Origin of the sequence: Streptomyces sp. DSM 15324 (assembly GCF_001514285.1) — a bacterium.
Classification (GTDB): Bacteria; Actinomycetota; Actinomycetes; order Streptomycetales; family Streptomycetaceae; genus Streptomyces.
The window spans coordinates 85060-97434 of sequence record NZ_KQ949025.1 but is presented as its reverse complement, the minus strand read 5'-3'; the positions used below and the strand labels follow the sequence as shown (position 1 = coordinate 97434).

14 protein-coding genes are annotated in these 12375 nt (G+C 71.5%); 8 read left to right on the top strand and 6 right to left on the bottom strand.

Annotated elements, in window-relative coordinates; all coding sequences use genetic code 11:
- Window positions 1-38: 38 nt before the first annotated feature.
- Both AQJ58_RS10725 and AQJ58_RS10720 read left to right on the top strand, forming a co-directional pair.
- Entirely contained in the window at window positions 39-242 is a 204-nt protein-coding gene (locus tag AQJ58_RS10725) for a hypothetical protein (protein WP_067248027.1), read from the top strand.
- Between the two features lie 9 nt (window positions 243-251).
- Window positions 252-590 carry a DUF952 domain-containing protein gene (locus AQJ58_RS10720; RefSeq protein WP_067248024.1) on the top strand — a complete coding sequence of 113 codons (339 nt, stop codon included), beginning with the start codon at window positions 252-254 and terminating at the stop codon, window positions 588-590.
- 1 nt (window position 591) lies between these two features.
- Here AQJ58_RS10720 and AQJ58_RS10715 read toward each other — a convergent pair whose 3' ends face one another.
- Window positions 592-1362, bottom strand: coding sequence for a VOC family protein (locus AQJ58_RS10715; protein ID WP_067248022.1), 771 nt, complete (start codon window positions 1360-1362; stop codon window positions 592-594).
- Between the two features lie 134 nt (window positions 1363-1496).
- Between AQJ58_RS10715 and AQJ58_RS10710 the strand changes: the two genes are divergently transcribed.
- Together AQJ58_RS10710 and AQJ58_RS10705 are read left to right on the top strand one after the other, a co-directional pair.
- Window positions 1497-3242 (top strand): pyridoxal phosphate-dependent aminotransferase, encoded by a 1746-nt coding sequence (locus AQJ58_RS10710; protein ID WP_067248019.1) that lies wholly within the window; start codon window positions 1497-1499, stop codon window positions 3240-3242.
- On the top strand, window positions 3239-4042 hold the full coding sequence (locus tag AQJ58_RS10705) for a phosphatidate cytidylyltransferase (RefSeq protein ID WP_079078852.1): 804 nt from the start codon (window positions 3239-3241) through the stop codon (window positions 4040-4042). Before AQJ58_RS10710 ends, AQJ58_RS10705 begins: the two co-directional genes overlap by 4 nt.
- A 98-nt stretch (window positions 4043-4140) precedes the next feature.
- Here AQJ58_RS10705 and sodN read toward each other — a convergent pair whose 3' ends face one another.
- A complete protein-coding gene (sodN, locus tag AQJ58_RS10700) occupies window positions 4141-4536 on the bottom strand; it encodes a superoxide dismutase, Ni (protein ID WP_055634112.1) in 396 nt (131 codons plus the stop codon).
- 145 nt (window positions 4537-4681) lie between these two features.
- On the opposite strand from sodN, the gene sodX reads away from it, so the two are divergent.
- Window positions 4682-5116, top strand: coding sequence for a nickel-type superoxide dismutase maturation protease (sodX, locus tag AQJ58_RS10695; protein WP_067249618.1), 435 nt, complete (start codon window positions 4682-4684; stop codon window positions 5114-5116).
- On the opposite strand, the gene AQJ58_RS10690 is transcribed toward sodX, so the two are convergent.
- Window positions 5020-5649 carry a CGNR zinc finger domain-containing protein gene (locus tag AQJ58_RS10690; RefSeq protein WP_067248016.1) on the bottom strand — a complete coding sequence of 210 codons (630 nt, stop codon included), beginning with the start codon at window positions 5647-5649 and terminating at the stop codon, window positions 5020-5022. The two genes, sodX and AQJ58_RS10690, sit on opposite strands and share 97 nt — an antisense overlap.
- A gap of 99 nt (window positions 5650-5748) precedes the next feature.
- On the opposite strand from AQJ58_RS10690, the gene AQJ58_RS10685 reads away from it, so the two are divergent.
- Entirely contained in the window at window positions 5749-6513 is a 765-nt protein-coding gene (locus AQJ58_RS10685) for a class I SAM-dependent methyltransferase (protein WP_067248013.1), read from the top strand.
- A 77-nt stretch (window positions 6514-6590) separates the two neighbouring features.
- Here AQJ58_RS10685 and AQJ58_RS10680 read toward each other — a convergent pair whose 3' ends face one another.
- The 3 genes from AQJ58_RS10680 to AQJ58_RS10670 are packed head-to-tail and all read right to left on the bottom strand — an operon-like array spanning window position 6591 to window position 9316.
- Window positions 6591-7352: an amino acid ABC transporter ATP-binding protein gene (locus tag AQJ58_RS10680; RefSeq protein WP_067248011.1), complete on the bottom strand. Its 762-nt coding sequence runs from the start codon at window positions 7350-7352 to the stop codon at window positions 6591-6593.
- On the bottom strand, window positions 7349-8311 hold the full coding sequence (locus AQJ58_RS10675; protein WP_067248008.1) for an amino acid ABC transporter permease: 963 nt from the start codon (window positions 8309-8311) through the stop codon (window positions 7349-7351). Before AQJ58_RS10675 ends, AQJ58_RS10680 begins: the two co-directional genes overlap by 4 nt.
- A 39-nt stretch (window positions 8312-8350) precedes the next feature.
- On the bottom strand, window positions 8351-9316 hold the full coding sequence (locus AQJ58_RS10670) for an ABC transporter substrate-binding protein (protein WP_067248006.1): 966 nt from the start codon (window positions 9314-9316) through the stop codon (window positions 8351-8353).
- A 628-nt stretch (window positions 9317-9944) separates the two neighbouring features.
- Between AQJ58_RS10670 and AQJ58_RS10665 the strand changes: the two genes are divergently transcribed.
- Together AQJ58_RS10665 and AQJ58_RS10660 are read left to right on the top strand one after the other, a co-directional pair.
- On the top strand, window positions 9945-11174 hold the full coding sequence (locus tag AQJ58_RS10665; protein ID WP_067248003.1) for an NAD(P)-dependent malic enzyme: 1230 nt from the start codon (window positions 9945-9947) through the stop codon (window positions 11172-11174).
- Between the two features lie 177 nt (window positions 11175-11351).
- The gene (locus AQJ58_RS10660) at window positions 11352-12317 is read left to right on the top strand and encodes a zinc-binding dehydrogenase (RefSeq protein ID WP_067248000.1); all 966 of its coding nucleotides are present in this window, start codon (window positions 11352-11354) and stop codon (window positions 12315-12317) included.
- Window positions 12318-12375 lie beyond the last annotated feature (58 nt).

Genomic DNA, 12375 nt, shown 5'->3' with positions numbered 1-12375 from the left:
AGGGAGCGCTGCGGGCGCACCCGCCCTACGCTGAGGGCATGGACAGAGAACAGCGTGTCTGTCCCCTCTGCGGGCAGCCCGTACAGTCCGTCGTCCGGCGCCACAAGACCCTGGGCACCTGGGTCCCGCGCTGGGTGCCGGGCCCGTGCCACAACACCGGGTGCGAGGCGTACGTCGAGGAGGGCGCCCCGGCGGTGACCCACGAGGAGGAGCCGGAGGTCCGCCGCGAGCCGACCGGTTAGCGTGACCCCATGACCGAACCCCTTCCGCACATCCTCCACATCACCGAACGCGCGCTCTGGACGGCGGCCCGCGCGCAGGGCGCCTACACCTGGTCCACCCGGGGCCGCACCCTCGCGCAGGAGGGGTTCGTCCACTGCTCCACCCGCACCCAGCTCCCCAAGGTCGCCGCCTTCCTCTACGGCTCCTACGACGGCCCCGACGACCTGGTGGTCCTGGTGGTGGACCCGGCCCGGCTGGACGTCCCGCTGAAGTACGAGGCACCGGAACCCGGCGGCGAGGAGTTCCCGCACGTGTACGGGCCGATCCCGGTGGACGCCGTGGTGGACGTGGAGCCCTGGACCCGCTGACTCAGCCGGACGCCGGAGCCGGCAGCCCGCCCGTCCCCGGGTCCCGGCCCGTCAGGCAGTACAGGGCGCCCGCCGGGTCGCGCATCACCGTCCAGTGCCGGGCCGGGGCGACGAGCGTCGCGCCGAGCCGCTCGTGCCGGGCGCGCACGGCGTCGATGCCCGAGCCGCAGGCCAGGTCCAGATGGGCGGAGGCCGGGCGCTCCTCGCCCAGCCGCTGGAGCAGGATGCGCACTGGCAGCCCCGGCGGGGGAGCGACCACATGGAACTCCGGCAGCGACCCCGGCCGGGCCGACCAGTCGGGCAGCAGCGCGCTCCAGAACGCGACTTCGGCGCCGTACGCCGACGGCGGGACGTCGACGCTCACCTGGTCCAGCCGGCTGCCCCCGACGACGGGCGGCCGCACGGACTCCCCCTGCCAGGGCACCGCGCAGAACACCTGCCCGGCCGGGGAGCGCAGCACGGCCCACCCGTCGTGCGCGGCGACCGTCCCCGCCCCCAGCTCCGTCGCCGCACGGACGAACCCGGGCACGTCCTCCACCGCGAAGTCGAGATGCGCGCCGCCGTCCCCGTCCGCGACGGCCTGGACCTTCACACAGGCGTCGGCGCCGCCGCCCGGCAGCAGGGTGCCGAACTCCTCCCGCTCACCGCGCGGTCGGGACAGCGTGGTGCCCGTGACGGCGGTCCAGAACGCGCACGCCGTACGGAACCGCTCGGCGGGCCGGTCGACGAAGGCGTACGTCCAGCGGACCGGGACGGGGGTGCGGGAGCTCATGGGGCGATCGTAGAGGGGGCGACGACGGCGACCGCGCCTGAGTAGCCGTACTCACCCCGCATGCGTCGCCCGGCCCTGACGCGTCCGGCGCGGCTTCCCGAGCATGGGGAGCTCCCGCGTCGAAAGAGGTTTCCATGGGCCGTGACCCGTTGCAGCTGCGTTCCGCCACCGAGGAGGACAGGGACTGGATCCATGAACTGCGGCACCGCGTCTACGCACAGGAGCTGGGCCAGCACGCCCCCGATCCGGCCGGGCGGCTCCGCGACGGGCTGGACGGGGACAACGTCTACCTGGTCGCGGCCCGCGGAGCGCACCGGATCGGGTTCGTCAGCCTGACGCCGCCCTGGCTGGGACGGTACGGGCTGGACAAGTACCTGACCCGCGAGGAACTGCCCCTGCTCGACGAGGACCCGTTCGAGGTGCGCATCCTCACCGTCGAGCCGCGCTGGCGGGCCACCGCCGCCGCGCCCCTGCTCATGTACGCCGCCCTGCGCTGGACCGCCTCCCGCGGCGGCCGCCGCCTGGTGGCGATGGGGCGCACCGACCTCCTCGACCTCTACCGGTCCGTCGGCCTCGCCCCGGTCGGCCGCACGGTCCACAGCGGTGCCCAGAGCTTCGAGGTGCTCACCGCTGGCGTCACCGAGCTGACGAGGCTCGTGACCGACCGGTACGGCAGCGCCCTGGAGCGGCTGCGGACCACCGTGGACTGGCGCCTGGACGCGCCCTTCGACCCCCGCCCCGACGGCTGCGAGCACGGCGGTGCCTCCTTCACCGCCCTCGGCACCGACTTCCGCGCCCTCCACCGCCGCCACGACATCGTCATGGCCGACGTCCTGGACGCCTGGTTCCCGCCCGCCCCCGGCGTGCGCGCGGTGCTCGCCGAGGACCCGGACTGGATCGCCCGGACCTCCCCGCCGACCGGCGCCGAGGGACTGCTGGCGGAGATCGCCACGGCCCGCGCCCTGCCGGCCGACACCCTCGCCGTCGGCGCCGGCTCCTCCGACCTGATCTTCCGGGCGTTCGGCCACTGGCTGACCCCGCAGAGCCGGGTCCTGCTGACGGACCCCTGCTACGGCGAGTACGCCCATGTCACCGAGCGGGTGATCGGCTGCCGGGTGGACCGGCTGCCGCTGCGCCGCGAGGACGGCTGGCGGGTGGACCCCGACCGGCTCTCCGCCGCCGTCGCCTCCGGCCGCTACGACCTCGTGGTCCTCGTCAACCCGAACAACCCGACCGGCCGCCACGCCCCGGCCGCCGCCCTCCGCCCGGTCCTCTCGGCCGCACCGGCCCGCACCCGCTGGTGGATCGACGAGGCGTATCTGGGGTACGTCGACCCGGCCGAGTCACTGGCCGGCCTCGCCGCGACGGACCCCAGGGTGGTGGTCTGCACCTCCCTGTCCAAGATGTACGCGTTGTCCGGCCTGCGCGCCGCCTACCTGGTCGCCGAGCCGGTCACGGCGGCGGAGCTGCGCCGCCGGACCCCGCCGTGGCCGGTCGGCCTCCCGGCCCAGCTCGCCGCCGTCGCCGCGCTGCGCGACCCGGCGTACTACGCCGACCGCCGGGAGCGCACCCACGTCCTGCGCCGCCGGCTGGCGGCCGACCTGGCCGGCACGGACGGGGACCTGACGGTCGAGGAGGCGGTGGCGAACTTCCTCACCGTCACGCTCCCGCCGGACGGACCGAGCGCCGCGCGACTGGTGGCCGAGTGCCGCCGGCACGACGTGTTCCTGCGCGACCTGTCCCCGCTGTCGCCGCGCTACGAGGGGCGCACGGTACGGATCGCGGTGCGGGACACGGACGAGAACGCGCGGATCGTGGCCGCTGTCCGGGCCGCGCTGCGGCCGGCGTCCGCGCGGCTCGCGGCCGGTTCCGTTCGATGATCACGACGGCCTCGCTGGCGCCCTGGCTGGGCGGCGCGCTGGCGCTCGGCGGCGTCGCCGTCGCGGTGTCCCGGCGGCGCGAGCTGATGATCCGGTGGTGCGCCTGGGCGGTCGGGGTGCCGCTGGTCACCGGGGCGTTCTGGCTGGGCCGCCCGGGGGCCGCGGCCGTGGCCGTCGTCGTCGGGGTGATCGCCGTGCTGGAGTACGGCGGGCTGCTGCGGCTGGGGCCGGTGGACCGCGCGGTGCTGTCCGCGGCGGTGACCGGGGTGATCCTGGCGGCCTGGCTGGTCCCCGGCCAGGTGCCGCGGGCGGTCGCGGTCGGGGCGCTCGCGGTGGCCGCCGTACCGCTGCTGGCCGGTGACGCCGACCGGGGCCTGCACCGGCTCACCGCCGGTCTGCTCGGGCTGGCCTGGCTGGGGGGCCTGGCGGCGCTGGTGCCGCTGGGGGCGAGCGCGCTGGCGCTGTTCGTGGCCGTCTCGGTCGCCGACATCACGGCGTACTTCGCCGGGCGCCGGCTCGGCGGCCCGCGTCTGTCGCCGCTGTCACCGGCCAAACGGTGGAGCGGCACCCTGGCCGGTGCCGCGGCCGGCCTCGGCACGCTCGCCGCGCTGTCCGCGCCCGGCTGGCCGACGGCCGTCGCGGTGGCGGTCGGCGGACCGGCCGGCGACCTCCTCGAATCCCTCGTCAAAAGGGGTGCACGGGCGAAGGACGCGGGCCGCTGGCTGCCCGGCTCCGGCGGCCTGCTCGACCGGATCGACTCCCTGCTGATCGCGCTGGCGGTGCTCCTCGTGCTGAGCTGACGGCCCCGGGAACAGCACCGCACCCGGACCGCCGAGGACGCCATGTGCGGCGGCCTGCGGGCCGGGTGCGGGTGCGGGAAAGAAGAAGGTGACCGCGGTCAGGCCTTCTTGGTCTCCCAGAAGATCTTGTCGATCTCGGCGATCAGCTCGAGAGCCTTCTCGCCGGTCTTCGGGTCCGTCGACGCCTTCGCGGCCGACAGGGCCTTCAGGGTGTCGTTGACCAGCACGTGCAGCTGGGGGTACTTCTCGAAGTGCGGGGGCTTGAAGTAGTCGCTCCACAGCACGGAGACGTGATGCTTCGCGAGCTCGGCACGCTGCTCCTTGATGACGGTGGCGCGCGCCTGGAAGTGCGGGTCGTCGTTGGCGGCCATCTTCTCCTGCACGGCCTTCACCGACTCCGCCTCGATGCGGGCCTGGGCCGGGTCGTACACACCGCAGGGCAGGTCGCAGTGCGCGCTGACCTTGACCTTGGGGGCAAACAGGCGGGAAAGCATGGAGCATTCCTTCCTCGTGATCGTCTTCTCAGGTGGGACATTACTCCCTGCGAGACGGGTTTTCGCGAGTGCCCCCATGGGCTTAGGACAAAAGTCCGGGGTCAGACTGAGACTGGTGGAGGAACGGACCGGGGAGGTGCCGGGGATGCCGGAACTGTCGCAGGAGACCGAGCGGGAGAGGGCCGGGGCGCCCTTCGGGCTGGCCGAGGTGACCGGGCCGTCCATGGTGCCCACGCTGTATCACGGGGACCAGCTGGTGGTGCAGTACGGCGCCCGGGTACGGGCCGGTGACGTCGTCGTGCTGCGGCACCCCTTCCAGCAGGACCTGCTCGTGGTCAAGCGGGCCGTCGAGCGGCGGGACGGGGGGTGGTGGGTGCTCGGGGACAACGCGTACGCCGGCGGGGACAGCACCGACTACGGGACCGTGCCCGACGAGCTGATCCTGGGCAAGGTGCGGCTGCGCTACCGGCCGCTGAAGCCGGATCAGCGTTCGCCGCTGGCCGTGGTGCGCTGGGCGTTCTCGGCGGCGAGGCCGGTGCTCGCGGTGCGGTCGGCCTCCAGGCGTTTGCGGGCGCGGTAGGCGGCCACGTTGGCCCGGGTCGCGCACCGGTCGGAGCAGTAGCGGCGGGAGCGGTTGGTGGAGGTGTCGAGGTAGGCGTTGCGGCAGGGGGCCGCCTCGCACAGGCCGAGCCGGTCCACGCCGTACTCGGTGAGATGGAAGGCCAGGCCCATCGCGGCGATGGCGGCGTAGCCCGCGGTCGCGTTCGACGGGTGGTCGGCCAGGTGCATGTGCCACAACGGGCGGCCGTCGTCGTCACGGTGGTCGTGGCCGGAGATCTGGGGGCTCACCGGGAACTCCAGCAGGAGCGAGTTCAGCAGGTCCACGGCGAGGGTCTCGTCGCCGTGGTCGGCCGCCTCGAACACCGCGCGCAGCCGGGCCCGGACCGAGCGGAAGCGGGTGACGTCCGCGTCGGTCGCGCGGCGGGCGGCCGACTGGTTGCCGCCGAACAGATCACGGACGGCCTCGACCGAGGTGAGCGCGTCCTTGCCCCGGACCGGCTCCTCGCTGTTGACGAGACGCACGGCGTAGTCCGAGTAATAGGCCAGTTCCACTTGTAGTCCTTACGGCGGGGCTCTATGGTCGTGAGGGCGGCCAGGTAACGGCTGATCGTGCTTTCAGGGTATTACGCGACGGGCGGCGAGGGGGCTTCCATGACCACCACGGGTAGCGCGACGACCGACTGGGCGGCCTGGCAGGAGAGCTGGGACCGGCAGCAGGAGTGGTACATGCCGGACCGGGAGGACCGGTTCCGGGTCATGCTCGACATGGTCGAGGCAGTCGTCGGGCCCGAGCCCCGCGTGCTGGACCTCGCCTGCGGCACCGGCACCATCACCGCCCGGCTGCTGGCCCGCCTCCCCGGCGCCACCAGCACCGGCGTCGACCTCGACCCGGCGCTCCTCGCCATCGCCGGGGGCACCTTCGCCGGGGACGAGCGGGTCACGCTCGTGACCGCCGACCTCAAGGACCCCGACTGGCCGTCCCGGCTGCCGTACGACACGTACGACGCCGTCCTGACGGCCACGGCCCTGCACTGGCTGCACAGCGACCCCCTCGCGGCCCTCTACGGTCGGATCGCGGACCTCGTCCGCGACGGCGGTCTCTTCATGAACGCGGACCACATGATCGACGACACGACGCCCCGGATCAACGCGGCGGAGCGGACCCTGCGGCGCGCCCGCATGGAACAGGCCAGGAGCGGCGGCGCCCTGGACTGGGCCGAATGGTGGCGGCTCGCCGCCCAGGACCCGGTCCTCGCCGCCCCCACGGCCCGCCGCTTCGAGATCTACGGCGAGCACGCCGACGGCGACATGCCCTCGGCGGCGTGGCACGCGCGCGTGCTGAAGGAGAAGGGCTTCGGCGAGGCCCGGCCGGTGTGGTGCTCGCCCTCGGACACGCTGCTGCTCGCGCTGAAGTGACGTGACGGCGAAAGGGGCGGTACGGAGACTCCGTACCGCCCCTTCGGCGTCGTACCGCCCGAGCGCCCGCCGGGCCGCTAGAGCACCTTGGACAGGAAGGCCTGCGTCCGCTCGTGCTGCGGGTTCGTCAGGACCTCGCGCGGGTCGCCGGACTCGACGACCACGCCGCCGTCCATGAAGACGAGGCTGTCGCCGACCTCACGGGCGAAGCCCATCTCGTGCGTGACGACGACCATCGTCATCCCGGACTCGGCCAGGTCGCGCATGACGTCCAGGACGTCACCGACCAGCTCCGGGTCGAGGGCCGAGGTCGGCTCGTCGAACAGCATCAGCTTCGGGTCCATCGCCAGGGCCCGGGCGATGGCCACGCGCTGCTGCTGACCGCCGGAGAGCTGCGAGGGGTAGTTCCCCGCCTTGTCGGCCAGGCCGACCCGGTCCAGCAGCTCCCGTGCCCGCTCCCGGGCCTCGGCCTTGCTGGTGCCCTTCACCTGGACCGGGGCCTCGACCACGTTGTCCAGCGCGGTCATGTGCGGGAACAGGTTGAACCGCTGGAACACCATGCCGATGTCCCGGCGCTGCAGCGCGACCTCGCTGTCCTTGAGTTCGTACAGCTTGTCGCCCTTCTGGCGGTACCCCACCAGGTTCCCGTCGACGTACAGCCGCCCGGCGTTGATCTTCTCCAGGTGGTTGATGCACCGCAGGAAGGTGCTCTTGCCGGAGCCGGACGGGCCGATGAGGCAGAACACCTCGCCGGTGTTGACCTGGAGGTCGATGCCCTTGAGGACCTCGACCGCGCCGAAGGACTTGTGGACGCCCTCGGCCTTCACCATCGCGGTCATGCCGTGCTCCTCGAGGATCCGAACAGGTGGGACCTGATCTTCTGGAAGACCGTGGGCGGGAGGCTGCGGCTGGAACCGCGCGCGTAGTACCGCTCCAGGTAGTACTGGAAGACGCTGAAGATGCTGGTCATGACCAGGTACCAGATCGACGCGACGAACAGCAGCTCCATCACGGCGAACGACGAGGAGCCGATCACCGACGTCGAGCGCAGCAGTTCGTTGTACGTCACCACGTACACCAGCGACGAGGTCTTCAGCATGTTGATGAACTCGTTGCCGGTCGGCGGCACGATCACCCGCATCGCCTGCGGGATCACGATCCGGCGCAGGGTCTTGCCGTGGCTCATGCCGAGCGCGTGGGCCGCCTCGGTCTGGCCCTCGTCCACCGCCAGCAGACCGGCACGACAGATTTCGGCCATGTACGCGGCCTCGTTCAGGCCCAGGCCGAGCAGGGCGCACATGAACGGCGTCATGACGTCCGTCATCTCGTCCTTGTAGATCGGACCGAGGTTCAGGACGGGGAAGATCAGCGCCAGGTTGAACCACATCAACAGCTGGACGTAGACCGGGGTGCCGCGGAAGAACCAGATGTACAGCCAGGCGACGGTGCTGGTCACCGGGTTCTTCGACAGCCGCATCACGGCCAGCAGGATGCCGAGGACCACACCGAGCACCATCGCCAGGATGCTGATCAGCAGGGTGCGCCCGGCGCCGGCGACGACCGTCGAGTCGAAGATCTTGTCGCCGACCGTCGACCACTGGATGTCACCGTTGGCGAACGCGTTGATCAGCAGCGCGAGCAGCGCGACGACGACGACGCCGCTGACCCAGCGGCCCCAGTGGCGCACCGGGATGGCCTTGATGGTCTCGGGCGGCCCGGCGTACGCCGAGTCCTTGGCGACCGGAGGGTTGTCCTCCGGTGGTGCGCCCGCGGGGGTCTTGTCGAGCTTGTCAGACATGGGGACTGCCCTTCGAAGGCTTCGAGCGGAGCGGGTGGATCACTTGCCGCCGTTGATCGCGGACTGGCTGATCGCGCCGCTCTCGGCGCCCCACTTCTCCAGCACCTTCTGGTACGAGCCGTCCTTGATGATCGCGTCGACGGCGTCCTTCAGGGCGTCGCGCAGCTGGGTGTTCTTCTTGGTGACGACGATGCCGAACGGGGCGGCCTCGTACTGCTTGTCCAGGACCTCGAAGGTGTTGCCGCCACCGGCCTTGCGCGCCATGTCCACGGCGACCGGGTAGTCGTTGACGCCGGCCACGGCACCGCCGGACTTCACACGGGTCTGGGCCTCGGTGTCGTTCTCGAAGGACTCGATGTTCAGGGCCTTCTTGCCCCCGCTCGTACAGGTCTTGGACTGCGCCTTCAGGGCCTCCTCGTAGGTGGTGCCCCGCTGCACGGCGACGGTCTGGCCGCAGAGGTCGTCCAGGGACTGGATGCCCTTGGGGTTGCCCTTCTGCACGTAGATGGCCGTACCGGCGGTGAAGTAGTCGACGAAGTCCACGCCCTCGCCGAGCTTCTTGCCCTTGTCGTCCAGGCCCTCCTGGCGCTGCTTGTTGTCCGTGATCGACGACATGGCGATGTCGTACCGGCCGGTGTTGACGGCCGTGATCAGGGTGTCGAAGCCACCGTTGGTGAACTTGAACTCGACACCGAGCTGCTTGCCGAGTGCGGCGGCGATGTCGGGGTCGACACCGACGATCTTGCCGCCGTCCACGGACTCCATGGGGGCGTACTCGGCGTTCGTGCCGACCTGGATGACCTTCTTCTTCTGGATGTCGGCCGGCAGCTTCGAGAAGAGAGGGGCCGTGGAGGCGGCGCCGGCGGACTCCGAGGAGCTGCTGCCGCTGTTGTTGGTCTGGTCGCCACAGGCGGAGAGCAGCAAGGCGCCCGCGACCGCGAGAGATCCGACCGCTGCCAGGCGGGTGCGCGCGGCGGTCGTGCGTCGGGTGGTGCTTGCGGTCATTTTGGGTTCCTCCGGCGGATGGATGGCGATGCCGATGGGTCGACACGCGTCGACCGGAGTCGACAAGTGCCGATGGGTCGACGAGAACACACAGCTTCGGGTGTCGCGACCTCGTGTGATTACGGCATCTTGCCATTCGGACTACGCCAATCAGGGGGCCAGCCATGTCAAAATCGGATAACGGGCGACCCCCGAGCCGCACAGTCCGGTCCATCACGGCCGGACGACGCCGGACCATCTGCGGGAATTCGCTCCCATGGCCGAAGGATCTTCGGTTCATCTCACCATGTGATCGCCGACTGTGCGACGCGTCCGTTCAGTTGAGTCCGTGTCAAGCCTTCGCCAGGCCTTGGCCGGTCTTCGCGCATGAGTCATGTCACTCGTGATCACCTCTGTCGAGGGTCCACAGTCAGAGCGATGTGACCTTGCACCGATTGGACTCGTCGGCTGTGGTCTCCGTCCGGTATGAAGGTTCTCTACACCCCTCATCCGGGGCTCAGGGCGCGTGTGCGGCGCGCCCGACGCGCAGGCGCCCGTACGCATCAGCTCAGGGTCCTGCGCGACGCCCGCCCACTCCTCACCCGGAGTGGCCACCCTCAGACCAAGAACAGCTAAGGGGTACATCGAAGTGGCAGCGGAGATCGTCAATCCTCGCAGCGAGAGCGCGGACCATACGGGCCAGGAGGGCGGTGCGGAACCCCTCGATTCGTTCGATCCGGCGTTCGCACTGCACCGCGGCGGAAAGATGGCCGTGCAGGCCACCGTCCCGGTCCGCGACAAGGACGACCTGTCCCTCGCCTACACGCCCGGCGTCGCACGCGTGTGCACCGCGATCGCGGAACAGCCGGACCTGGTGAACGACTACACGTGGAAGTCCTCCGTCGTCGCCGTCGTGACCGACGGCACGGCCGTCCTCGGGCTCGGGGACATCGGGCCGGAGGCCTCCCTCCCGGTCATGGAGGGCAAGGCCATCCTGTTCAAGCAGTTCGGCGGGGTCGACGCGGTTCCGATCGCGCTGGCCTGCACCGGCGTGGACGAGATCGTCGAGACGGTGGTGCGTCTCGCGCCCTCGTTCGGCGGTGTGAACCTGGAGGACATCTCGGCACCCCGGTGCTTCGAGATCGAGCGCCGGCTCCAGGAGGAGCTCGACATCCCGGTCTTCCACGACGACCAGCACGGTACGGCGGTCGTGACGCTGGCGGCGCTGCGCAACGCGGCGCGGCTGAGCGGGCGGACCATCGGCGAACTCAGGGCGGTGATCTCGGGCGCCGGCGCGGCCGGGGTCGCCATCGCGAAGATGCTGGTCGAGGCTGGTATCGGCGATGTGGCGCTGACCGACCGCAAGGGCATCGTGTCGGCCGACCGCGAGGACCTCACGGACGTCAAGCGCGAGGTCGCCGGGTTCACCAACAAGGCGGGGCTGAGCGGCTCGCTGGAGGACGCGCTGGCGGGCGCGGACGTGTTCATCGGCGTCTCCGGCGGTACGGTCCCGGAGGAGGCGGTGGCCTCCATGGCGAAGGGCGCGTTCGTCTTCGCCATGGCCAACCCCAACCCCGAGGTGCACCCCGAGATCGCCCACAAGTACGCGGCGGTCGTCGCGACCGGGCGCTCGGACTTCCCGAACCAGATCAACAACGTGCTGGCGTTCCCCGGGATCTTCGCCGGGGCGCTCCAGGTGCGGGCCTCCCGGATCACCGAGGGGATGAAGATCGCCGCGGCCGAGGCGCTGGCCGGGGTCGTCGGCGACGATCTCGCCGCGGACTACGTCATCCCGTCGCCGTTCGACGAGCGGGTCGCCCCCGCGGTGACGGCGGCGGTGGCCGCGGCTGCCCGTGCGGAGGGCGTCGCGCGTCGCTGACGTGCACCTGAATGGCCCCGCCCGTGAGGGCGGGGCCATTTCCTTGCCCATTTCTTTGCCCACCCGCCTGCCCGACCGGGTGATGACGAGGTGAACGCGACGGCTGTTGTGCAAGAGGGCATGTCTCACAGTGGTCCCCGGTTTCGCCCACCCCCCGCGCCGCCTATCGTCAGGTGCATGTTCGCCGTCTACGCCGCCCGAATCGACCGCGACCAGCCGCTCTCCGGACTGGAGTTGGGGGAGCGGCCGGCCCCCGAGGCCCGCCCCGGCTGGAGTACCGTCACCGTGCGGGCCGCCTCCCTCAACCATCACGACCTCTGGTCCCTGCGCGGCGTCGGCCTCGCCGAGGACAAGCTGCCGATGATCCTCGGCTGCGACGGCGCCGGTGTCGACGCCGACGGCAACGAGGTCGTCCTGCACTCCGTCATCGGCCAGACCGGACACGGCGTCGGGCCCGCGGAGCCCCGCTCCATCCTCACCGAGCGCTACCCGGGCACCTTCGCCGAACAGGTCTCCGTGCCGACCTGGAACATCCTGCCCAAGCCCAGGGAGCTGTCCTTCGCCGAGGCCGCCTGTCTGCCGACGGCCTGGCTGACGGCGTACCGGATGCTCTTCACCAACGCGGGCGTCCGGCCCGGTGACTCGGTCCTCGTCCAGGGGGCCGGCGGGGGTGTCGCCACCGCCGCGATCGTCCTCGGGAAGGCCGCCGGGCTGAAGGTCTTCGCGACGAGCCGTGACGAGGCCAAGCGCAAGCGGGCGCTGGAGCTCGGCGCGGTGGAGGCGGTGGAGCCGGGTGCGCGGCTGCCGCAGCGCGTGGACGCCGTCATCGAGACCGTCGGCGCGGCCACCTGGTCCCACTCGGTGAAGTCGCTCAGGCCCGGGGGCACCCTGGTCATCTCCGGTGCCACCAGCGGGGACCGGCCCTCGCACGCCGAGCTCACCCGGATCTTCTTCCTGGAGCTGAAGGTCGTCGGCTCCACCATGGGGACCAAGGAGGAACTGGAGGACCTGCTGTCCTTCTGCGCCGCCACCGGGGTCCGGCCCGTCATCGACGAGATCCTCCCGCTGGACCGGGCCCGCGAGGGCTTCGCCCGCCTGGAGTCAGGCGACCAGTTCGGCAAGATCGTGCTCACCCACGACTGAGCCGACCGGCCGTCGTCCGTCGGGGCCCTGCGCGCCTTCTCCGCACCCCGTCTGTCAA